The sequence below is a fragment of the Novilysobacter selenitireducens genome, from assembly GCF_020026895.1.
GTDB lineage: Bacteria > Pseudomonadota > Gammaproteobacteria > Xanthomonadales > Xanthomonadaceae > Lysobacter_C > Lysobacter_C selenitireducens.
Genome location: NZ_JAINZW010000003.1, coordinates 81,029 through 103,096, shown reverse-complemented (window position 1 = coordinate 103,096; position 22,068 = coordinate 81,029). Strand labels below are relative to the sequence as shown.

Genomic DNA, 22,068 nt, shown 5'->3' with positions numbered 1-22,068 from the left:
TGGGACCACCGGACTACGGGGTCACTCGACGACGAACGTCACCCGCAGGTTGACGCGCCATTCGGTGATCGTGCCGTCGCCGGACGTGATGACCTTGGTCTCGTTGATCCACGCGCCCTGGATGTTCTTCACCGACTCGGCGCATTTCTTGAGGCCGGTTTTCACCGCGTCCTCCACGCTCACCTTCGACGACGCGGTCAGTTCGATCACTTTTGCAACGGCCATGACGGTCTCCTTCTGGTGGCGGGCGTTTCGCACTGCAGCGCGCCCGGGGACGGCCACCGTAGGTGCGCGCGCGTTAAGTGCGTGCAGTCACGGCCTGTGGCGTGGCCCGCGCTGCGACTAGAATCGCCCGATGAATCCGGCGTCCAACCTGATCCTGGTCGGCCCCATGGGGGCGGGCAAGTCCTGCATCGGCCGGCGGCTGGCCGAGCGCTTCGGCCTGCGGCTGGTAGATGCGGACCTGGAAATCGAACGCCGCACCGGCGCGCCGATCCCCACGATTTTCGAATGCGAAGGCGAGTCAGGCTTCCGCGCCCGCGAACGCGCGACGCTGGCCGAGCTGCTGGCCGACGACGGCATGGTGCTGGCCACCGGCGGCGGCGCGGTGCTCGACCCGCAGACGCGTGAGGCACTGCGCGAGCGCGGCTTCGTGGTGCATTTGCACGTGACACCCGACCAGCAGCTGCAGCGGCTGGCGCGCGACCGCAGCCGCCCGCTGCTGGCCCGGCCCGACCGCGAGGCCGTGCTGCACGAGCTGGCGCGGCTGCGCGAACCGCTGTACGCGCAGGTGGCCGACCTGCGTTTCGACACCGGATGCCTCACCGCCGCGGCGGCGACCGAGCAACTGGCACGCCTGCTTGAGCGGCACTGGCAACGCAGCTCGACGCCCATCCGTACGGGCACCGGCCAATGACGGCGGCTGGCACCGGCCTGCGCGACGTCGACGTCGCGGGCGATCCCGCGTACCGCATCACCATCGGGCCAGGACTGCTCGATGACGGTGCGCGACTGACGTCCGCCCTTCGCGGGCGACATGCACTGATCGTCAGTGATTCCAACGTCGCACCGCTGTATGCCGACCGGTTGGAAGCGATGTTGCGAAGCGCGCGCCCCAACCTGTCGATCGCCCGCTTCGAACTGCCGGCCGGCGAGCACGAAAAGACCCTCTCGCGCTTTGGCGACTGCCTGGACGCCCTCGCCCGCCTCGGTGCCACCCGCGATGCCTGCGTGTTCGCGCTGGGCGGCGGCGTGGTCGGCGACCTGGCCGGCTTCGCGGCGTCGTGCTGGATGCGCGGCATCGACATCGTGCAGGTGCCCACCACGCTGCTGGCGATGGTGGATTCCTCGGTCGGCGGCAAGACCGCGGTCGACCTGCCCGCCGGCAAGAACCTGGTCGGCGCGTTCCACCCGCCGCGCGCGGTCGTGGCCGACACCGCCATGCTGCGTACGCTGCCCGACCGCGAGCTGCGGGCCGGCCTGGCCGAAGTGGTGAAGTACGGCGCGATCTTCGATGCAGGTTTCCTCGAGTGGCTCGAGGCCAACCGCGTCGCGCTCCTGGAGCGCGATGACGCGGCACTGGCCGAGGCGATCGCGCGCTCGTGCCGCTACAAGGCCGACGTGGTGGCGCGCGACCCCTTCGAGCGCGGTGAACGCGCCCTGCTCAACTTCGGCCACACCTTCGGCCACGCCATCGAGGCCGAACAGGGCTACGCCGGCAGCGCCGATGGCCTCAACCACGGCGAAGCGGTCGCGGTCGGCATGGTGCTGGCCGCGCGGCTGTCGGCCCGGCTCGGGTTGGCCCCGCGGGCGGACGCAGAAAGGTTGCAGCACCTGCTGACGGCGTTCGGGCTGCCGGTCGAAGTCCCGGCCGGCCTGTCGCCCGACGCGCTGCTGGCGCGCATGCGCCTGGACAAGAAGGCCGCGGCCGACGGCCTGCGCTTCATCCTGTGGGACGGCGCCGGCCAGGCACGGGTCGTGGCCGGCGTGGACGAGGCCCAAGTGCTAGCCGTGCTGGCCACACCCTCCGACCCGTCGCCCCTGTAGGCGCGGCTTCAGCCACGATCCCGATCGCCGCGTGCCATCCGCAAACCCTGTAGGAGCGACGTAAGTCGCGATCCGTCGCTCCATCGGCGAACGTGGGTCGCGACTTACGTCGCTCCTGAACGCGTTCGCGGCTGAAGCCGCTCCTACAGGGGCGCACCCGGCGCAACGGCCAGCGCGACGCCCGTCCGTGCCCCACCCGCTACAATCCCCGCCCCATGCGCATGCTCCTGCAACAACGGCCCGACGGCCCCGAAGCCCCGCGCTTCGTGCAACTGATGCTGCAACCCGACCTGCTGGGCGGGTGGACGCTGGTGCGCGAGTCCGGGCAGATCGGCGGGCGCAGCCAGTTGCGGCGCGAGCAGTTCCTGGACCGCGACAGCGCGTTTGCCGCGCTGGAGCAGGCCCGCGATTCGCAGATCAAGCGCGGGTTCCAGCTGATGTTCACCCAGGGCAGCGAAGCGCCGCGCTAGACGCCCCAAGCCCCGCAGCCCATTCCGGTCCCCGCGCCGGTCGCCCACCGCCGTGCCGCACAGTTTTTCGAGAGCCCCATGTCCAACACCCTGCAGAACGACCGCTTCCTCCGCGCCCTCCGTCGCGAGCCCGTCGACCGCACGCCCGTGTGGCTGATGCGCCAGGCCGGCCGCTACCTGCCGGAGTACCGCGCCACCCGCAAGCAGGCGGGCAGCTTCCTGGGGCTGGCCAAGAACCCGGAGCTGGCCTGCGAGGTGACGATGCAGCCGCTGCGCCGCTACCCGCTGGACGCGGCGATCCTGTTCTCCGACATCCTCACCGTGCCCGACGCGATGGGCCTGGGGTTGTACTTCGTCGAAGGCGAAGGACCGAAGTTCGAGCGTCCGGTGCGCAGCGCCGATGACATCGCACGACTCGCCGTGCCGGACATGGACGGCGAGCTGCGCTACGTCATGGACGCAGTGCGCACGATCCGCCGGGAGCTCGACGGGTCGGTGCCGCTGATCGGCTTCTCCGGCAGCCCATGGACGCTGGCCTGCTACATGGTCGAAGGCGGCGGCAGCAAGGACTTCGCGCGGGTGAAGTCGCTGGCGATGAACGACCCGGCCGCGATGCACCGGCTGCTGGAGGTCACCACCGACGCCGTCATCGCCTACCTGGATGCGCAACGCCAGGCGGGCGCGCAGGCAATGCAGGTGTTCGACACCTGGGGCGGCGTGCTGTCGCCGTCGATGTACCGTGAGTTCTCGCTGCGCTACCTGCAGCGCATCGCGCGCGAACTGCCGCGCGGCGAAGGCGACAGTGCGGCGCCGCTGATCCTGTTCGGCAAGGGCAACGGCGCCTACGTCGAGGAGCTGTCCAACACCGGCGCGCAGGGCGTGGGCGTGGACTGGACGATCGACCTGGGCGAGGCCGCGCGCCGCGCCGGCGGACGCGTCGCGATCCAGGGCAACCTGGACCCGGTGACGCTGTACGCGCAGCCCGAGGCGATCCGCCGCGAAGTCGGCCGTGCGCTCGACAGCTACCGCGAAGGCAACGGCGGCTCGCTCGACGGCCACGTGTTCAACCTCGGCCACGGCATGTCGCCGGACATGAACCCCGACCACGTGGCCGTGCTGGTGGACGCGGTGCATGAGTTGAGTGCGCGCTGAGACGAGGAGCAGGAACCCACCTCCATGTAGGAGCGACGTAAGTCGCGACCGTGGAACACGCGTGCGTCGCAATCGGGGTCCGGTCGCGACTCACGTCGCTCCTACAGGAACGCGGCGGGTACCGCGCAGACGGCTTGCGGTCGGGGGATGACGTCGTTGCTCGAAGTAACTCCGTCCGCCGTCAGGTGCACGACACGTCGTCACGCGAAGGCTCCGGCGCGGAGGACGGCCCACCGCGCTCCACCGCCTCGATGGCCCGCCCCAGCATGGCGCCGGTCACCGGCTTGCGCACGAAACCGTCAAATCCCGCCTCCCGCGCATGGGGCTCGGCCTCCGGGTCGGCACGCGCGGTGATCGCCAGCAGCGGCCCCGCATAGCCCTGCAGCCGCAACTGCCGTGCCAGCGCCAGCCCGTCCATGCCCGGCAGGTCGAGGTCCAGCAGCGCCAGCTGCGGGGCCATGCGCGTCGCCTCCACGAGCGCCGCAAGGCCATGCGGTGCATGGCGCACGCGGTGGCCCTGCGCCTGCAGCAGGCCCACCAGCACCTCGGCCACGGTCGGATCGTCCTCGACCAGCAGGATGTCGCTACCGGCCGCCCGACTGGCCGCTGGCGGTTCCGGTTCGGGCAGCGCCGCACCGGACGCCCGTGGCAACGGCAGGTCGACGATGAATCGGCTGCCGCGGCCCAGCGCGCTCTCGACCCGGATGGCGCCACCCATCGCCGCCGCCAGTTCCTGGCTGATTGCCAGCCCCAGGCCACTGCCGCCGTACCGCCGCTGCGTCGACTCGCCGTCGACCTGCGAGAAGCGCTGGAACAGTCGCGCCTGTTGCGCGGGGTCCAGGCCGGGCCCTGTGTCGGCGACGGTGAACCGCACCCCGCTGTCGACGGTTTCCACCCGCAGGGCCACATGGCCGCGCTCGGTGAACTTGATCGCGTTGCCCAGCAGGTTGAGCAGGATCTGGCAGACCCGCTTGGGATCGCCCGCCACCACCAGGGGGACGTCCGGGTCCACTTCGATGCGCAGCGTCAGCCCGCGCTGCCGGGCCAGCGGCACCATCAGTGCCTCGGCCTCGCGCACCAGCTCGTGCAGTCGGAACGGGCGTGACTCCAGCGCCATCCGGCCGGCTTCGATCCGCGCCAGGTCAAGCGCGTCGTTGACCAGCCGCAGCAGGTGTTCGCCGGCCTGGCGGATCGAGCGCACCTGCGCCTGCTGGCGTGCATCCAGCGGCGTGTCCAGCAGCAGCTCGCTCATGCCCAGCACTCCGGTCATCGGCGTGCGTACTTCGTGGCCGAGCGTGGCGAGGAACCGGCTTTTGGCCTCGGATGCACGCTGGGCGACCTGGCGCTCGTGCTCGGCACGCTGCCAGGCCAGCCGGCGACGCTGGCGCCGCCGGTAGCCGTTCCACGCCATCCACGCCAGCGCGCCGACCAACAGCACCGCCAGGGATCGCGCGATGGACGTACGCCACCACGGCGGCTGGATGCGGAACCGCACGCGCGTGGTCGCCGAGCGGTTGCCGTGCGCGTCGATGCCGCGCGCGTGCAGCGTGTAGTCGCCCGGCGCCAGGCCGGCGAGGACGCGATCGCCACCCTGCCCGTGCGCCAGCCAGTGCGTGTCATAGCCGTCCAGCCGGGTTTCGTAGCGGTTGCCGGCGGGGGCATCGAACGCAAGGAGCCGCAGTTGGACGCGCAGTTCGCGCGTGTCCGGCGCCAGCGTCCAGACACCGTTGTCGTCCGACCGGGGTGCGGGGCGCCACGCGCCGGCGTGGCGCGTATCCAGGCCATGGACGCGCAGCGGCGGGACGGCCGGCGGGGGCTCCGGCTGCCGGGTGTCGATGCGGATGACGGCGCCGTCGGCGGTCGCGGCCAACAGCCGGCCGCCGCCATCGAGCGCCAGCGCGCGTTTGACGAACTCCTGGCTCGACAGCCCGTCATGCAAACCGAAATGCCGCACCTGCCGGCGCCCCGGGTCCCACCGGTACAGGCCACGCGCGCTCGACAGCCAGACGCGGCCCTGCCCGTCGACCTGCAGGCCCGAGCCCTCGACCGCTGGAATGCCGGCGTCGACCCCGAGGCGATGCGTCTGACGCCAACCGCGCGAGGTACGTTCGAATCGTTGCAGGCCGTGCAGCCGCTGCAGCCAGAGCGCGCCCCCGGGTTCGAAGGCGAATGCGAAGACGCGGTCACCCACGGGCAGGCCGGGTTCCTGCTCGAAGCGGGCACGCGTCGGGTGCCATCGCCGCAGGCCGCGCGCGTCCGCCAGCCACAGGTCGCCCGCGGGGTCGAAACGTATCGCTTCGATATCCGCCCCTTCGACGCCGTGCGACCCTGCCGGCACCGTGCGCAGGACGCGACCGGCGCTGTCGCGCTGCTGCAGGCCGGCGCCGGCGAACGCCGCCCACAACATGCCGTCGGGCGCGCGGGCCAGCTGCAGCAGCGCGCCGTCCAACGGTGCATCGGCATCGCCCAGCCGCCAGCGCCGGACCGTACCCGTGCGTGGGTCCAGTCGCACCAGGCCGGAGCGCTGGCCCAGCCACAAGTTGCCGTCGTCGCCCAACGCGGCCGACATCGGCTGTACGCCCTCCAGCACCTTGCGCACCGCGCCGTCCAGCGGGTCGACCTGTCCGTCGGCATCCAGCCGGTCGATGCCGCCCGCATGCCCGATCAACCAGGCGCCATCGCCGTCCGGCACCACCGCGCGGTACAGCGCATCCGACAGCCCGCCCTCGTCCTGCGCATACCGCGCGATGCGCCGCCAGCCGGGCCGCAGGTAGCCCAGCCCGCTGCTCGCCACCGGCACCCAAAGCCCGCCGCGGTCCTGGGCCAACAGCTGGAACACCGGCCGCACCGGCCCATGCGTGTCCAAGGGCACCGGTTCGGGCACGGCGCCGGACGCGCGTCGCCACAACTGCCGTGCCGCCGCGATCCAATGGCCACCCTCGCCATCCTCCACCACGTCGAACACGCCGTTGGGCGCGGCAAACATCGGCGACCACGCCGGCGCGTGCCACCGGCCCTGTGCGTCGCGACGAAACACGCCGGTCGCCGCGCCGACCCACAGCCCGTCGGCCAACGCACTGACCGAGTACACCACCGGGGTGGGCGATGGCCCGGGCAGGGGCATGCGTTCGAAATCGCGACCCGTCCAGTAGGCCAGCCCGCGCGTGGTCGCAACCCACAGCCGGCCTTCGGAGTCCGGTTCGAGCGCCAGCACCGTGTCGGCCGGCAGGCTGCGCGCGTCGCCTTCGCGCGGGACGTGGCGTGTGATGCGGCCGGCCGCCGAGAGGCGGTGCAGCCCGCCGGTGTAGGTGCCGAACCACAGCGCGTCGCCGTCGCTGGCCAGCGCCCAGACCTCGTCGCTGCCCATCGCTGCATGTGTCGTCCGGCGGTAGTGCGCGAACGAGTGCCGCTCGCCATCGAGCATGCTCAGGCCGCGCCCCTCCACGGCCACCCAGACCCGGTCCTGGCGATCGACGTGGACGGCGGTGACGTAGTTGCCCGGCAGCGAACCGGCGGCATCGGGGTCATGCCGCCATGTGCGCACCTCGACCCCGTCGTAGCGCGCCAGCCCATCGCTGGTCGCCAGCCACAGGTAGCCGTCTCGGTCGCGGGCCAGGCCGTTGACGTTGCTCGAGGGCAGCCCTTCGGCCACGCCCACCATGCGCGGCCGGGGCGTTTCGGGACCGGCGGCCCGCGCCACCGTGACGGCCACCAGTGCCAGCGCGGCCAGGGCCATGCGCCAGGCCAGCGCGCACAGGCGGCGCCGGCGGGAACTGCATCGGGAGTCGCTTCGCATACCCGCTCCGTGGGTGTGGGGCGCGGCAGTACCGCGCGCATCGGCGTCCTGCCGTTGCGGAGCGATAGCCTCGGGGATCGGGCGGCCGGCCGCAACCCGTCCCAACCCTGCGCTGCGACGAACCGTTGCAGCGGGCGTGCACGGTCCATGGGTGCGGGCCTAGTATCGTGGGCCGCGACGACCCGCCCGGTTCGAGAAGCCCGATGCGTCCATCGCCCCGCCCTGCCCTGATCGTCCTGCTTGCCGCACTGGCGACGCCCGCGCACGCGGACGGACCCGAGCCCTACGCGATCGACCCGGTGCATACGCGCGTGATGTTCGCCGTGGAACACGCCGGGTTCTCCAAGGCGCTGGGCACGGTGTCGGGCAGCACCGGTGCGCTGCTGTTCGACCCGGAGGACTGGACCGCCGCTCGCCTGGACGTGCGCGTGCCGATGGCGGCGATCGACCTGGGCGATGAGGGCTGGAACCGCGCCACGCTGGCGCGAAACCTGCTCGACGCGCAGCAACACCCCGAGGCCCGGTTCGTATCCAGCGACGTGACCCCGGTCGACGAGGACACGGCGCGTGCCTGCGGCGAGCTGACCCTGCGCGGCGTCACCCGCCCGCTGTGCATGGACGTCACGCTCAACGCGCTCAAGCGCCACCCGATGCCGCCGTTCCGCCGCACCGCGGGGTTCTCGGCGACCGCCACGCTCAGCCGGGCCGACTACGGCATCACCGCGTGGAAATCGGTGATCGGCGACGAGGTGGAACTGCGCATAGAAGCCGAGGCGGTGCGCGACGACGATGCGCTGGCGGTATTCGAGCAGGCGTCGCCAGCTCCAGACGCCGCCGTCGACGCACCGCCTGTTGCTGACGAGCCCCCTGCAGCCGAACCCGACGTGTCGGTCGACGACGCCGAATCACGCTCCGACACGCCACCCGATCCCACCGAGCCCACGCCATGACCCTGAAGAACACCGACCAGCGCTGGGGCGCCGTCAGCCAGCTGCTGCACTGGACCGTGGTGCTGCTGATCGTCGGGCTGGCGACCGTCGGCCTGTTGATGACCGAGATGCCCAACACGCCGCGCAAGATCGAGATCTATGCGCTGCACAAGTCGTTCGGGTTGACGGTGCTGGCATTGGCTGCGATCCGCCTGGCATGGCGGATTTATGCGGGCACGCCCGCGCCCGTGCCCGGCACACCACACTGGCAGGCGCGCATCGCCTCGCTGACGCATGTGCTGCTGTACGTCGTGCTGTTCGCCATGCCGCTGACCGGTTGGCTGTTCAATTCCGCGGCCGGCTATCCGTTGCAGTTCTTCGGCCTGTTCAACCTGCCGGCGCTCACCGGCAGCGACGAGTCGCTGCGCGAGACCGCGCTGTCGCTGCACAAGGCCGGATTCTGGGTGCTGCTGTCGTTGGTGGTGCTGCATGCAGGTGCCGCGTTCTACCATCACCTGTTCCTAGAGGACGCGACCCTGCGGCGGATGCTGCCGGGCCGCCGCCCGCCGTCGGCCTGACCCGGAGTTGCCCATGACATCGCCGTCCCTGACATCAGCGCACCGCGCCCACGCGTTCGCACTGTCCGCACTGGCGCTCCTCGCCGCGCCTCTGGCGCACGCCGCCGACTACGTGCAGGCGCCGGGCTCGGTGCTGACCTTCGCCACCGAGTACCAGGGCGAAGTCTTCGTCGGCCGCTTCCCGACGTTCGACACGCGCATCAGCTTCGACCCTGCGCAGCCGCAGGCCGGCACGCTGGACGTCAGCATCGGGCTGGCGGGCGCCGACACCGACAACATCGAACGCGACGAGACGCTGCAGGGCGCGGACTTCTTCAACGTCGCCCGCTTCCCGCAGGCCCGCTACACCGCGCGCGGCTTCCGCAAGCTCGATGGCAACCGCTACGCGGCCGACGGCACGCTCGAGCTGCGCGGCGTCAGCAAGCCGGTCACGCTGACCTTCGAATGGACGCCCGGCGTGCGCCCCGTGCTGGCCGGCAAGGCCAGCGTGTCGCGGCTGGCGCACAACGTCGGCGGCGGCGACTGGGCCGACACCGAGCTGCTGCCCGATGCCGTTGCCGTCAGTACCCGCGTGAACCTGCAGCCCGCGAAGTAATCAGCGCCTGCTCCTGTAGGAGCGGCTTCAGCCGCGATGCCTCTCGCACGTGGCCGCACCGGTCTTCGCCGGCCAGCCACCCGCCGTATGCGCCCCATCCTTTTGTAGGAGCGACGTAAGTCGCGACCGCGCAGAAATCCGGAACGAAGAAGAGCTCGCGACTCACGTCGCTCCTACAACGAAGCGGGACTCCGCCGACACCGGGCAGGCCGCTCAACCCCCGAGAAACCCCCGCAACCGCGCCTCGTCGAACGGCCAGTCCAGCTCAACCTCCCGCCCCACATCCCGCAGCACCGGCACGCGCACGCCGTAGCGCGCCTCCAGCACGTCATCGTCGTCGATGAACACGCTGTCGAACTCCGGCACGCGCGCCGCCGCCAGCACGTCCAGCGCGAGGTCGCACAGGTGGCAGTCGTCGCGCTGGAACAGCACCAGGCGCGGCGGTGGAACAGCGGCAGGAACGGTCACGGGACGCGTCTCACGATGCGCGTGCGTACGGCGGGGCCGCCGGCACGGGCGCGTAGAATAACGAGCGCAGCGGCGCCCAGCCGCACCCCACCGCCGCACCTGGAGTACTGCGTGGCCGTCAGCGTTTTCGACCTCTACAAGATCGGCATCGGGCCGAGTTCCTCGCACACCGTCGGGCCGATGCGCGCGGCGGCACGTTTCGTCGAGCGCTGGCTGGTCGACAACGGTGACCTGGAGCGCACCGCCCGCGTGCGCGCGGAGGTGTTCGGGTCACTGGCGCTGACCGGGCGCGGCCACGGCACCGACAAGGCAGTGCTGATGGGGCTGGAAGGCCACTGGCCCAACAAGATCGACCCCGACGTGATTCCCGAGGCGCTGGCGCGCATCCGCGCCGAGAAGCGCATCCGCCTGCACGGCGGCCACGAGATCGGCTTCGACGAGAAGCACGACCTCATCATGAACAAGCGCCAGAAGTTGCCGTTCCACACCAATGGCATGCGCTTCACCGCCTACGACGCCGCCGGCGAGGTCATCGCCACGCGCGACTACTACTCGGTGGGCGGCGGGTTCGTGGTCAACGAGGACGAAGCGGCCGAAGACCGCATCGTGGCCGACACCACGCAGGTGCCCTACCCCTTCAACTCCGGCGACGAGCTGATCGCCGCGGCCAGTACGAACGGCATTACTATCGCGCAGCTGATGTACGCCAACGAACAGGTCTGGCGCAGCCGAGAGGCGATCGACGCCGGCCTGGACGAGATCTGGGAGGCGATGAAGTCGTGCGTCGAGCGCGGCATCCGGTCAGGCGGCACGCTGCCGGGTGGCCTGCACGTCACCCGCCGCGCACCGCTGCTGCACGCCGAGCTCGAAGCCCGCCCGGAAGCGGCGGCCGAAGACCCGCTGACGATGCTGGACTGGGTCAACCTGTTCGCGCTGGCCGTCAACGAGGAGAACGCCGCCGGCGGCCGCGTCGTCACCGCGCCCACCAACGGCGCGGCCGGCATCATCCCGTCGGTGCTGCACTACTACGACCGCTTCGTGCCCGGCGCCACGCTGCAGGGCGTGCGCGATTTCCTGATGACCGCCGCGGCGGTGGGCATCCTCTACAAGGAAAACGCCTCGATCTCCGGCGCCGAGGTCGGCTGCCAGGGCGAGGTCGGCGTCGCCTGCTCGATGGCCGCCGCCGGCCTGACCGCCGCCATCGGCGGCAGCCCGTCGCGCGTGGAGAATGCCGCCGAGATCGGCATGGAGCACAACCTCGGCCTGACCTGCGACCCCATCGGCGGCCTGGTGCAGATCCCGTGCATCGAGCGCAACGCCATGGGCGCGGTCAAGGCGATCAACGCCAGCCGCATGGCCATGCGCGGCGACGGCAAGCACAAGGTGTCGCTCGACAAGGTCATCAAGACCATGCGCGACACCGGCAACGACATGAAGGACAAGTACAAGGAAACGAGCCGCGGTGGGTTGGCGGTGAATGTGATCGAGTGTTAGCGATCATGCATAAGCTGATTGCGATTGCCCTGCTGGCCGCGCTCCCGGCGCGTGTCCTGGCAGGGGACGCTTTTGAGCAAGCATCAAGCATTGCCTATGAAATCATTGGGGCGGAGTTTGAGTCGCCTCTGTGCCGGCCGCCTCCAGCATCCGACGCACGGAGGCAAGCACTGGTCATCGCTCTCGAATCCGTGAAGACCGCGGAGTTGTCGGACGAAGTCGGACTCACACCGCTGCACTACGCGGTCGTGGCCAACGACGTGCCCGGCATGCAGCGACTGATCGAAATGGGTTACCGGAGGGATACGCGGGACATCCACGGGTCAACCTTGCTTCACGCTGCGGCTCTGGTTGGCTCCGTGGACGCATTGTCATTCCTGCTGGCCCAAGGAGCGGACCCCAACGTCAGAAGCAGAGCGGGCGGAACCCCACTCATGGACGCAGCCTCCCAGAACCGACCCCAGCTCGTATGGCTTCTGATTTCAGCAGGCGCCTCTGCTGCCCTGCGGACTGATGCTGGCTTCTCCGCGCTGCACTACGCCCTGCCATGCAAGAATCCTGAGGTCATAGGCGTTCTTCTGGATGCTGGCGCGCCAATCGACGCAAAGGCGAAAGCTCTCTCAGCGAAGTTCGGTATCGAACTCAGTGCGAAAGAGCGCTGACGATGCGTGCGGGTCGCGACGCGTCTAAGTGCTCGGATTGACCATGTAAACCAAACCCGCGGATGGGCGGGAAATGAAATTGACTGCTTGCCCCGCTGGCCACGCCAGGAACTTGCATGCCCCTCAACCGCCTGTCCCCCATGCAGCCCGTCAGCAACCTGGCGACCAGCGTGGCCTTCTACGAAAAGCTCGGCTTCACCGTCGAGGAGCGCAACGATGGCTGGGGCTGGGCGCGGCTGTGCTGCGGGGACTGCGAGCTGATGCTCGATACCTCCATCAACCTGCATGCCGGCATTCCGCGGATCGCGGTGCTGTACCTGTATCCCGACGACGTGCAGGCGTTCCACCGCGCTGCGCGCGAGAACGGGCTGGCCGTGCCGGAGCTGGAGTCGACCTTCTACGGGATGACCGAATTCCGGCTGGACGACCCGGACGGTAACCGGCTCTGGGTCGGGCAGGCGCAGGGCGGCGGCTGACCGAAACCTCGAGCAAGCCCGAACTCCGCTCGTCATTCCCGCGAAGGCGGGAAAACCAGAGACGTTGCTGTTCAAGGGTTTGACGTCCATGGATTCCCGCCTTCGCGGGAATGACGGCAAAAAGGGCGCCGCGCCACCAGCCCGTCATCCGGAAAGGCACAACTCTTGCTTTGATCAGGCAAAGCCCAGTCCGGAACAGCCGTGCCCGTTGCCCGTTCGATTCGCGTCGTCCTCGCCCTTGCCGTCCTGCTCGCCTGGGCGCTGCCCACCGCCGCCCTGCAGCCTGACAAGGCCCTCCATCACTACGTGCGCAGCACGTGGTCGATCGAGGAGGGCCTGCCGCAGATCAGTGCGCTGGCCATTGCGCAGGACCGGCGCGGCTACCTGTGGGTGGGCACGCAGTCCGGCCTGGCGCGGTTCGACGGGGTGCGGTTCGAGACCTTCACCAGCGATGACACACCGGCACTGGCGGGCATCTGGGTGCGGGCGCTGCATGCCGGCCGCGATGGGCGGCTGTGGATCGGCACCTACAAGGGCCTGGCCGTGCACGACGGACGCACGTTCCAGCCCATCGCCGCGGCCGATCCCGAACGCTGGCCGTCGCTGGACATCCATGCGCTGGCCGAGGACGCGCAGGGCCAGGTCTGGGTCGCGACGCAGGCGGGCGTGTTCGAGGTCCGCGGCGACACGTTGCACCACGTCGCCGGCAGCCCGGAACCCGCGCTGTCGCTGGCCTGGGCGGACGGGCGCTGGGCGGTCGGCAGTCGCGGCGCGGTGCATTACCCCGCGCCCGGTGGCTGGCATCGCGATGCATTGCCTGCACCGGCCGGCGATCCGCCGGTCAACCGTTTGGTCCATGCGCACGGCCGCCTGTGGGCGGCGACCGCGGCCGGCCTGTACGTGCAGGCGGGCGACGCCTTCGCGCCGGCCGGATTCCCGGGCCTGCACGGCGTGCCGGTCGACCTGCTGCTGGCCGACGACGACGGCAACCTCTGGGCCGGCGGCGATGTCGGCCTGGCGCGCATCCGCCGCGATGGCCTGGCGGAGTTCGTGCCGTCCGACGGGCCAGGCGGCATCCCCGGGCTGCGCGTCGGGCTGGAAGACCGCGAGGGCAACCTCTGGCTGGGCAGCCAGTGGGAGGGCCTCACCCGCCTGCGCGATGGCTGGACCCGCCGCTACGGCAAGGCCGAGGGCCTGCCCGACCCCATCGTGTGGTCGGTGGCCCCCGACCCGGACGGCCGCCGCATCTGGGTGGGCATGAACGACGGCGTCAGCGTGTTCGAGGACGGGCGCTTCACCACGGTGGCGACCGGCGATGCCCTGCCCCACCCGCAGGGCTACAACCTGCTGGCCGAAGCCGATCGCCTGTGGATCGGTACGCGCCGCGGTCTGGCAATGATCGACCACGCGGGGCCCGACGCCGGCACCGTCCGCCAACCGGACTGGGCGGGTGCATTGGACGGCCGGCAGGTCAACGGTCTGGTGCGCGATGCGCAGGGGCACCTGTGGATCGCCACCGGCGACGGCCTGTTCGAACACGACGGCCGCAGCTAGCGGCAATGGACGGCCGCGGACGGTCTCGACGATGCCCGCGTGCGCTTCGTCCTGCCCGATGGTCCGCGCGGCCTGCTGGTCGGCAGCCAGACCGGCGTGTTCGCATTCGACGGCGCGCGCTTCACGCGTCGCAGCGGCCTTACCGACGGCCTCGACATCACGGCCATGCAGCGCCTGTCCGATGGCCGGCTGGTGGTCGGCGCGCTGTCGGAAGCGGTGTACTTCGAACACGACGGCCGTTGGCACCTGCTGGGCGCCGACGAGGGCATGCCATCGAACTCGCCTTTCGCGCTGGTCGAGCACGACGGCTACCTGTGGGTGCCGGGCATCCGGGGCATCGCACGCGTACCGGTGGAAGACCTGGCGGCATTGGCGGAGGGTCGCATCACGCACGTCCGCGGGCAGATGGTGCTCAACGAGCGTGGCGACCCGATGGCCGGGCAACAGGGCTACTGCTGCAACGGTGCTGGCACGTCGAAGGGGTTCCTGCGCGACGACACGCTGTGGCTGCCGACGCGCGACGGCGTGGTGGCGTTCGACACCGCTGCCATCCGGCCCAACACCGTCGCGCCGCCGGTCGCCATCGAGCGCGTCATGGCGCAGGGCCAGTGGCAGGCGGCGCACGCGTTGGCTGACGGCGAGCTGCCGGCCGCGGCGCGCGACCTCACGTTCGACTTCACCGTGCTGAGCTTCCAGGACCCGCGCAGCAACAGCGTCGAGTACCGCCTGGTCGGATACGACGCGGACTGGCAACCGGCCGCACTGACCAACCGCAGCGCGCGCTACACCAACCTGCCGCCGGGCGATTATGTGTTCGAGGTGCGCGGCCGCAACAACACCGGCATGGCGAGCGATGCACCGGCACGGCTGGCGTTCTCGATCCGGCCGCTGCTGCACGAGACGCGCGCGTTCGCGATCACGCTGGCAGTGCTCGCGCTCGCGCTGCTGGCGCTGGGCCTGCATTACCTGCAGGGCCGCCACCGCCGCCAACGGCTGGCGCTGGAAGCGGTCGTGCAACAGCGCACCGAAGCCCTGGCCGCGGCCAACGACCGCCTGCGCGAAGCCAGCCAGACCGACCCCCTGACCGGCCTGCGCAACCGCCGCTACATGGCCAGCCAGATTCCCGCCGACCTGTCGTACTACGACCGCCAGATCCGCAAGGGCCCCGAGCAGGGCAAGGTGATGGTGTTCGCGCTGGTCGACATCGACCACTTCAAGGCGATCAACGATACCCATGGCCATCGCGCCGGCGACCTGGTGCTGCAGCAGTTCGCGCACATCCTGCGCGGGCTGGTGCGCAGCGGCGATTACGTGGTGCGCTGGGGCGGCGAGGAGTTCCTGCTGGTGTTCCGGCCGATGCCGGCCGCGCAGGTGGCGCTGATGGGCGAGCGCGTGCGCGCCGCGGTCGCCTCGCATGCCTTCGACCTGGGCAATGGCCAGAGCCAGCACCTGACGTGTTCGATCGGCCTGGCCGAGTACCCGCTGTTCGCGGGTCGGCACGACGCCGCGGGCTGGGAAACGCTCGTGGAACTGGCCGACCAAGCGCTGTACTTCGTCAAGACCCGCGGCCGCGACGGTTGGGCCGCGTTCCGCCCCACCGCCACCACGCCGACCGACGACCTGCTGCGCGCGATGCAGGCCGGGCCGGAAGTGCTGCTGGCCGACGGGCGGCTGTCGATGGTGGGCTCGGAATCGGTATACGCGGACACGGGTGAAACCACCGCCTGATGCGCGGTGCGTTCCGCCACCGGTCGCCCCGCTCAGTGCGCGGGGCTGGCGGTGTCGTGGATCGGGTTCCGGGGGTGTTGCGACGCTTCCCTTTGGAGGGCGGCCGCCGCAGGCAACGCGACGTCATGGCCGGCAACCGCGAGCGCCCGATCCGATTGCTCGACAGGTGTCTGGCGCGCGTCTTCGACGGTAAACGCGATGCGCCGCGCCGCCGGATCACGGGCATCGCCCTGGATAACGAAGGCGTGGTGTCGGGTCCCGATGACGATGTGGTCCGCGCGGGCGATGCCGGTGTCGTTGCCGCTGGTGGACCTGCCCGGGTACAGCGACTGGTGTTCGCGACGGTTGTCCACGCACGCGGCCAGCGCGTAGCGGCAGAAGCGCTCACGTTCGTGGTCGTCCCCGAACCGGATCGCACCTTCGCGCTCCCGCTCGAGGATGTGCCCACGGATCTGCTGGAGCAGGTCGTGGTGCGGGTGGTCGGGACGGTCGGGGGTGGCAGCGCTCGGTTGCGGGCGGGTCGCTGACGCCTCGCGTTTTTCGGCCGCATCGCCAAGGGATGTCCCCGCCGACGCCGCGCGCGACACGGTCTGCAAGGGCTCGGAAAACACCGGGCCGGCCGCGAGCGACGGCAGGTGGCGGTACTCGAACTGTCCCGCCAGCACCGAGTCCATCGGCTCCGCATTCCGGCACAGGTCGACGACCGTGCAGTTGGCGAGTTCGGTGCGGGTATCGCGCAGACCATCGCGATCCAGCCCCGGCACCGCGGTAACACCGCGCGCCTGGTAGACGGTGTACTGCGCAGGATCGTCGGGCAGGTCGCGGTACTCGAACACCGGCTGGTCGCGCAGCCCATTGAGGTAATCGACCATGCGGTTGTGGGCCATCGACTCCAACCCGGCCGCGGCCGCGCCCCCGCCGATATTGGAATGGCCACCGGGCATCAGCACGCTGGCGAAGCGGCGGTCCTGCGACAGGCCGGGCTCGACGATGGTCTGGTGCGGGAACGACGTCCGGCGCTCGTGCGCCGCCGCGATCGACAAAGCACTGACGACGCTCGGCGGGACACGCGCGTCATAGCCCTTCGGCATGTTGGTTGCGACGGGGTCGAGCAACGCGAGGGCCTGCGCGGTCTGGCCCGGTGGCACGAGGGATGGGCGGTCGCTGCTTACCGTCAGGTTGCCGTTTGCGTCGTGGCCGAAACGGAGATCTTCCGGATGCAGGATTCCGTGTTCGTCGACGAGCCGGGCCAGTCCAGCTGCCAAGACGGCACCGCGGCTGTAACCCACTTCGGCAACGCGGACTTGTGCGTCCGGGTCGTGCTCCTTCCACCGTCGCGTTTGCCGTGCAAGCTCTACATAGGCCTCCGCAATTTTCTCGTCCCACGAGTAAGGGCGCCATTGGTCGATAAGGCGAGGGACGAGTCGCGACTGCGTTCCGATTCCTTCGACGTAGTGGCCGCCCATCCGCTGGCTCCCATCCAAGCTCAGCTCGTACACCTGCTCTCTCAGGTGGCCAATATTGGTGGGACGCTGATCGTCGTTCTCCGCGTTCTGCCCGGTGCCGTCGAACATCGCAAAGAACAAGTACTCGTGGGCACTCTCGGCCCTTTGTATGACGGGCACGCGCTGCAAAGACTGCAAATCGCGCGCCCGCCGATCCATTGCAACCTCGTCCGATGTAACCGGACGCGATTCTCCATCCCTGAAGAATTCGCCCATGACTACACTCCTTGTCGTCAGTAGGTATACGTCTCGACCAGCACAACTTCATCCCGCGCGTCGCTGTACGGGTTGCCCGGAATCTGAAAGTCCTTGGTCGGGATAAACGCCCGCATATAGACCCGAATCGTCCGGTCGTTGATCTCGAGGATGATCGACGGCTCATGCCGGTATTCGCCGTTCGCCATGTCGGCCACTTCATCCCGCGGCACGTTGTGGCGCACGCGCTCGTCCTTGAATATCTCGCCGAAGTCGATCTCCGCCTCGTGCGTCTGACCGTCCTTCGAGCGCCAGGAGACTTTCGCCGGCGCCGGGAAGTTGCGGATCATCCCGTGGATGCCGCTCCAGCTGCGTTGGTAGTCCGGGCCGTAACTGGCGGACGACCGCTTCAGCTCGTCGTCGTCCTGGTCGATCTGCAGTTGCCCCGCATACACCACCCTCGCCCCGTACGTGTCGTAGGTGAAGACGCTGAACTTGTGGCTGTCGAACCGCAGCGGCCACTCCTTGACCGGCTGGCGATCGGTCACGGTCTTGCCGGAAGCGTTGGTCATCGATGCCCCGTCGAGTAGCGGTGAGGAATGGGCGCAGGCCGCCAGCGCCAGACTGGTGGCGGCGGTCAAGGTGCGAAGGGGTTTGTGGATCACGGGACGACCTCCTGTCGAATGCTTGGCGCGCGTCATTGCGGCCGTGGGCCCGTCCGGTCACTCGATGCGTCGTGCGCGATCGTTGCGACGGGTGGCACCGCTGAATGCGCCGCGGCGACCGAAGAATAGCGCAGCCGGTTGCGCGGGTCCGGGTCGTCGTCGCCAGGGACCGCGGACGCCCGTCGGCCAGCGACGCAGAGCACAGCAAGACTCGACAACCACCCCGGCCCTCAGAGCAGCGCCAGCACGTCATCCAGCAAGGCCGCGGCCGTGACCTCCGCACCGGCACCGGGGCCCTGGATCACCAGCGGCTGGTTTCGGTAGCGGTCCGACCAGATCGCGACCCGGTTGTCGATGCCGCTGCCGCCGGCCAGCGGGTCGTCGGCGGGCAACGACTCCAGGCCGACCTGCGCGTGGCCGGCCTCCAGGCGCGCGACGAAGCGCAATCGCTCACCACGCTTCCACGCTTGGGCGAACTGCGCGCGCAACGGGCCATCCAGCATCGGCAACGCGCCATCGACGTGTTCGACCGGCAGCCCGGCCAGCGCCGAGGGGACCAGCGACTGCACGGCAACCGCGTCCGCTTCCAGTTCGAAGCCGGCGGTGCGCGCCAAGATAAGCAGCTTGCGGCGCAAGTCCTCGCCGGACAGATCATCGCGCGGGTCGGGCTCGGTGTAGCCGGCCGCACGTGCATCGCGAAGGAAGCCGGAAAACGGGCGCAGTCCGTCGTAGTGGTTGAACAGCCATGCGAGCGAACCTGACAGCACGCCGGCAATGGCGTGGATCCGGTCGCCACCGGCGCGAAGCGCACGGAGCGTACGCAGCAAAGGCAGGCCGGCACCGACGGTGGCGCTGTCGCCGTAGCGCGTGCGTCCTTCTTCGCAGGCGGCGTGGATTTCGCGCCAGCGCTGGAGCGCTGTACCCTGCCCCAGCTTGCAGGCGGTGACGACGTGGATGCCCTGCGCCAGCCACTCGGCGTGGCGTGCGGCGACGGCGTCGCTGGCGGTGGCGTCGATGACGATGCGGGCTCCGACATCGCCGGTGGCGGTGAGCGCGCGCGCGATGGAGTCGAGGTCGCTGGGCGTCACGGTCCAGCCTTCGTTCGCGTGCGGGAGAAGGTGCTCGAAAGGCGTGTGCAGGACTGGGGCCGGGGGCGGATAGCGACGCTCTTCGGCAGGTGGAGGTTCGGTTCTCGGGCTGACGGACACCAGCGGCGACTCACTTGTCCCGCTTCGGCGAACCCTCTCCCCAACCCCTCTCCCGAAGGGAGAGGGGCGTAACAGCGTCGCGACTTTCGAGTTCGTTACATAGGCCAGTGTGAGCTCGCGGGCCAGGCCGTCTTGCTGCAGCAATTGCAGGCGCTGGAGGAACGCCACGCCGACGTTCCCCACGCCCAGCAAAGCAATACGCGGTGGCACTCGCGGTTGCGAGGCTGGCCGTGCCCGGACGCGCTCGACCCCCCCAGTCATTTCGACACCTTGCACGCAGCGCACGTAACCGCATGCGCGCGCTCCAGCGCGGCGGTAATGTCGGCCACCAGGTCGTCCTCGTGCTCGATGCCGACCGACAGGCGCAGCAGGCCGTCGCCGATGCCGGCGTGGGCGCGGGCCTCGGGCGACATCGCGGCATGGGTCATGGTGGCGGGATGGGCGACGAGGCTTTCGACGCCGCCGAGGGACTCGGCCAGGGTGAAGCACTGCAGCCCATCAAGGAACGCGCGCACCGACGGCTCGCCGCCGGCCAGCTCGACGCTGAGCATCGCGCCGAAACCGCGCTGCTGTCGGGCCGCGACGGCGTGCCCCGGGTGCGCGACAAGACCCGGGTAATGCAGCGCGCGCACCGCGGCGTGCCCGTCGATGCATGCGACCAGTGCCTGCGTGTTGGCCTGGTGCACGCGCAGACGCGCGTCCAGGGTGCGCAGGCCGCGCAGGGTCAGGAAGCTGTCGAACGGTGCGCCGGTGATGCCCAGGCAGTTGGCCCACCACGCCAGCGTGTCGTGTAACGCAGCGTCGCGCGCGACGACGGCACCGCCCACCACGTCACTGTGGCCGTTGATGTACTTGGTCGTGGAGTGCACGATCACGTCGGCGCCGAACTCGAACGGGCGCTGCAGTGCCGGTGACAGGAAGGTGTTGTCGACCACGGCGAGTGCGCCGGCCGCGTGGGCGGCTTCGATCACGAAGCGCAGGTCGGTGATGCGCAGCAGCGGGTTGGACGGGGTTTCGATCCACACGACTGCCGGTCGCGCGTCCAGTGCGGCCGTGAGCGCGCGCGGATCGGTGAGGTCGGTGGTAACGAGTTCGAACGCGCCCTTCCCCGCCAGTGCATTGAACAACCGCCAACTGCCGCCGTACCCGTCGTGCGGCACCACCAGGCGGTCGCCGGGCTTGAGCAGGGCGTGCAGCACCAGCGCAACCGCAGCCATGCCGGTCGAGGTGACCACGCCGCCGACCCCGCCCTCGAGTTCCGCCAGCGCCTCGCCCAGCAGGTCCCGCGTGGGGTTGCCGCTGCGAGTGTAGTCGTAGCGGCGCTTTCGGTCGAAGCCTTCGAAACTGAAATTCGACGACAGCACCAGCGGTGGCGTGACCGCGCCGAAGGCCGGGTCACGGTCGATGCCGGCGCGGACCGCCGTGGTGGCCGCGTTGAAGCCGTGCGAGGCGCTCATGCCGCCACCTCGCGACACACGCTATCGGCACCGATGCCCTGCAGCGCGTCTTCGAGCAGGGCCGCGATTGCCGCGTGCTCCTTGAGGAAAGCGTCGTGGCCGTAACGCGAGCGCAGCACGTGCAGGCGGGTTTCGCCGCGCAGGCGCTCCACCAGCTCGTACGCCTGCACCACCGGCACCAGACGGTCATCGGCCACCGCCACCACGGTTGTCGGCACCGTGATCCGTTCGGGATCGACCGCCTGCAGGTCGATCGACTCCGACAACCGCAGGAACGCGGTCACCGGCGTGCGCCCCACGTAGCGGTCGGCGCAGTGGTCGAGGTAATCCTCGGCATCCACCCGGACGCGGCCGTCGGTGACGACCGCCTCGCCGAAGCGCCCATCGAACTCCTCGGGGGTGCGATAGCTCAGTACCGCCAGTTGCCGTGCCAGCGCCAACCCGTGCGCGTCGTCACACTGCAGTGCGCCCAGCGCCACCGCGCGGCGTTGCAGCGCGCGCCACGCGCTAGCATAGGGGTGCGCGCGGTGCACGCCGCTGATGGCCACCAGTTGCCGCAGCCGCGACCCATGGCGGGCGGCGAACTGCAGGCCCACCTGTGCGCCGTACGAACATCCGACGAACGCCTCCAGCGTGTCGATGCCCAGTGCATCGAGCAGCGCGGCGATCGCGTCGGCCTGGTCGGCGGGGTCCAGCGGGACGTCCAGCGCCCCATCGCTGCCCAGCCAGTCGATGGCCAGCACCTGCACCTGGCGGGTATCGATCGCGCATCCGGGCCCCACTTGCGAATGCCACCAGCCGGTCGCGTGGCGGTCGGCCGAGATCCCGCCGGCGACGAACACCACCGGCGCGTCCGGGGTGCCGACACGAGCATGGCGCACGTGGACGATGCGGGTGCCGGCATGCTTCAGGCGCAGCAGCAGGTCGATACCGCCGTCGCGCCCAGCGTCGGCAGCGTCGACGTGTGTCGCAATGGACGTGGGCGCGTCGTCGCAAGCGACGGCACCGGTCGGGGAAGAATGAAACGGGCGGGCGGTCAGGCTCATGGCGGTCATCCGGGAAGCGACGGGGCCACCGAGCGGACGACAAC

20 protein-coding genes are annotated in these 22,068 nt (G+C 70.1%); 12 read left to right on the top strand and 8 right to left on the bottom strand.

Going from position 1 to position 22,068, the window contains the following annotated elements:
* Positions 1-21: 21 nt before the first annotated feature.
* Positions 22-225: a dodecin family protein gene (locus K6753_RS07680; protein ID WP_223675868.1), complete on the bottom strand. Its 204-nt coding sequence runs from the start codon at positions 223-225 to the stop codon at positions 22-24.
* 130 nt (positions 226-355) lie between these two features.
* Between K6753_RS07680 and K6753_RS07675 the strand changes: the two genes are divergently transcribed.
* The 4 genes from K6753_RS07675 to hemE all read left to right on the top strand — a co-directional run bounded on the left by K6753_RS07675 (position 356) and on the right by hemE (position 3,668).
* Positions 356-916 carry a shikimate kinase gene (locus K6753_RS07675; protein WP_223675867.1) on the top strand — a complete coding sequence of 187 codons (561 nt, stop codon included), beginning with the start codon at positions 356-358 and terminating at the stop codon, positions 914-916.
* Positions 913-2,046, top strand: a complete 1,134-nt coding sequence (gene aroB / locus K6753_RS07670) for a 3-dehydroquinate synthase (RefSeq protein ID WP_223675866.1) — start codon at positions 913-915, stop codon at positions 2,044-2,046. Before K6753_RS07675 ends, aroB begins: the two co-directional genes overlap by 4 nt.
* A gap of 215 nt (positions 2,047-2,261) precedes the next feature.
* A complete protein-coding gene (locus tag K6753_RS07665; protein ID WP_223675865.1) occupies positions 2,262-2,516 on the top strand; it encodes a WGR domain-containing protein in 255 nt (84 codons plus the stop codon).
* A gap of 78 nt (positions 2,517-2,594) precedes the next feature.
* A complete protein-coding gene (gene hemE, locus K6753_RS07660; protein WP_223675864.1) occupies positions 2,595-3,668 on the top strand; it encodes a uroporphyrinogen decarboxylase in 1,074 nt (357 codons plus the stop codon).
* 181 nt (positions 3,669-3,849) lie between these two features.
* On the opposite strand, the gene K6753_RS07655 is transcribed toward hemE, so the two are convergent.
* A complete protein-coding gene (locus K6753_RS07655) occupies positions 3,850-7,464 on the bottom strand; it encodes a sensor histidine kinase (RefSeq protein ID WP_223675863.1) in 3,615 nt (1,204 codons plus the stop codon).
* A gap of 203 nt (positions 7,465-7,667) precedes the next feature.
* Between K6753_RS07655 and K6753_RS07650 the strand changes: the two genes are divergently transcribed.
* The 3 genes from K6753_RS07650 to K6753_RS07640 are packed head-to-tail and all read left to right on the top strand — an operon-like array spanning position 7,668 to position 9,566.
* Positions 7,668-8,414: a YceI family protein gene (locus K6753_RS07650; protein ID WP_223675862.1), complete on the top strand. Its 747-nt coding sequence runs from the start codon at positions 7,668-7,670 to the stop codon at positions 8,412-8,414.
* Entirely contained in the window at positions 8,411-8,971 is a 561-nt protein-coding gene (locus K6753_RS07645; protein ID WP_223675861.1) for a cytochrome b, read from the top strand. Before K6753_RS07650 ends, K6753_RS07645 begins: the two co-directional genes overlap by 4 nt.
* Positions 8,972-8,984: 13 nt before the next feature.
* Positions 8,985-9,566: a YceI family protein gene (locus K6753_RS07640; protein ID WP_223675860.1), complete on the top strand. Its 582-nt coding sequence runs from the start codon at positions 8,985-8,987 to the stop codon at positions 9,564-9,566.
* 213 nt (positions 9,567-9,779) lie between these two features.
* Here K6753_RS07640 and K6753_RS07635 read toward each other — a convergent pair whose 3' ends face one another.
* Positions 9,780-10,034, bottom strand: a complete 255-nt coding sequence (locus tag K6753_RS07635) for a glutaredoxin family protein (protein ID WP_223675859.1) — start codon at positions 10,032-10,034, stop codon at positions 9,780-9,782.
* Between the two features lie 111 nt (positions 10,035-10,145).
* On the opposite strand from K6753_RS07635, the gene K6753_RS07630 reads away from it, so the two are divergent.
* The 5 genes from K6753_RS07630 (at position 10,146) to K6753_RS07610 (ending at position 15,948) form a co-directional block, all read left to right on the top strand.
* On the top strand, positions 10,146-11,528 hold the full coding sequence (locus K6753_RS07630) for an L-serine ammonia-lyase (RefSeq protein ID WP_223675858.1): 1,383 nt from the start codon (positions 10,146-10,148) through the stop codon (positions 11,526-11,528).
* A 5-nt stretch (positions 11,529-11,533) separates the two neighbouring features.
* Complete coding sequence (locus K6753_RS07625; RefSeq protein WP_223675857.1) at positions 11,534-12,190, top strand: ankyrin repeat domain-containing protein; 657 nt, start codon at positions 11,534-11,536, stop codon at positions 12,188-12,190.
* A gap of 116 nt (positions 12,191-12,306) precedes the next feature.
* Positions 12,307-12,666, top strand: a complete 360-nt coding sequence (locus K6753_RS07620) for a VOC family protein (protein WP_223675856.1) — start codon at positions 12,307-12,309, stop codon at positions 12,664-12,666.
* Positions 12,667-12,867: 201 nt separating this feature from the next.
* Positions 12,868-14,220 carry a ligand-binding sensor domain-containing protein gene (locus K6753_RS07615; protein ID WP_223675855.1) on the top strand — a complete coding sequence of 451 codons (1,353 nt, stop codon included), beginning with the start codon at positions 12,868-12,870 and terminating at the stop codon, positions 14,218-14,220.
* Positions 14,221-14,259: 39 nt separating this feature from the next.
* Positions 14,260-15,948, top strand: coding sequence for a diguanylate cyclase domain-containing protein (locus K6753_RS07610; RefSeq protein WP_223675854.1), 1,689 nt, complete (start codon positions 14,260-14,262; stop codon positions 15,946-15,948).
* Positions 15,949-15,980: 32 nt separating this feature from the next.
* Here the strand turns inward: K6753_RS07610 and K6753_RS07605 are convergent, their stop codons facing one another.
* The 5 genes from K6753_RS07605 to metX form a co-directional block, all read right to left on the bottom strand.
* Complete coding sequence (locus K6753_RS07605) at positions 15,981-17,669, bottom strand: phospholipase effector Tle1 domain-containing protein (RefSeq protein WP_223675853.1); 1,689 nt, start codon at positions 17,667-17,669, stop codon at positions 15,981-15,983.
* A gap of 17 nt (positions 17,670-17,686) precedes the next feature.
* Positions 17,687-18,313 carry a hypothetical protein gene (locus tag K6753_RS07600; RefSeq protein WP_223675852.1) on the bottom strand — a complete coding sequence of 209 codons (627 nt, stop codon included), beginning with the start codon at positions 18,311-18,313 and terminating at the stop codon, positions 17,687-17,689.
* Between the two features lie 230 nt (positions 18,314-18,543).
* The gene (locus tag K6753_RS07595) at positions 18,544-19,782 is read right to left on the bottom strand and encodes a homoserine dehydrogenase family protein (RefSeq protein WP_223675851.1); all 1,239 of its coding nucleotides are present in this window, start codon (positions 19,780-19,782) and stop codon (positions 18,544-18,546) included.
* On the bottom strand, positions 19,779-20,978 hold the full coding sequence (gene metB, locus K6753_RS07590) for a cystathionine gamma-synthase (RefSeq protein ID WP_223675850.1): 1,200 nt from the start codon (positions 20,976-20,978) through the stop codon (positions 19,779-19,781). Before metB ends, K6753_RS07595 begins: the two co-directional genes overlap by 4 nt.
* A complete protein-coding gene (metX, locus tag K6753_RS07585; RefSeq protein ID WP_223675849.1) occupies positions 20,975-22,033 on the bottom strand; it encodes a homoserine O-succinyltransferase MetX in 1,059 nt (352 codons plus the stop codon). Before metX ends, metB begins: the two co-directional genes overlap by 4 nt.
* Between the last annotated feature and the right edge of the window lie 35 nt (positions 22,034-22,068).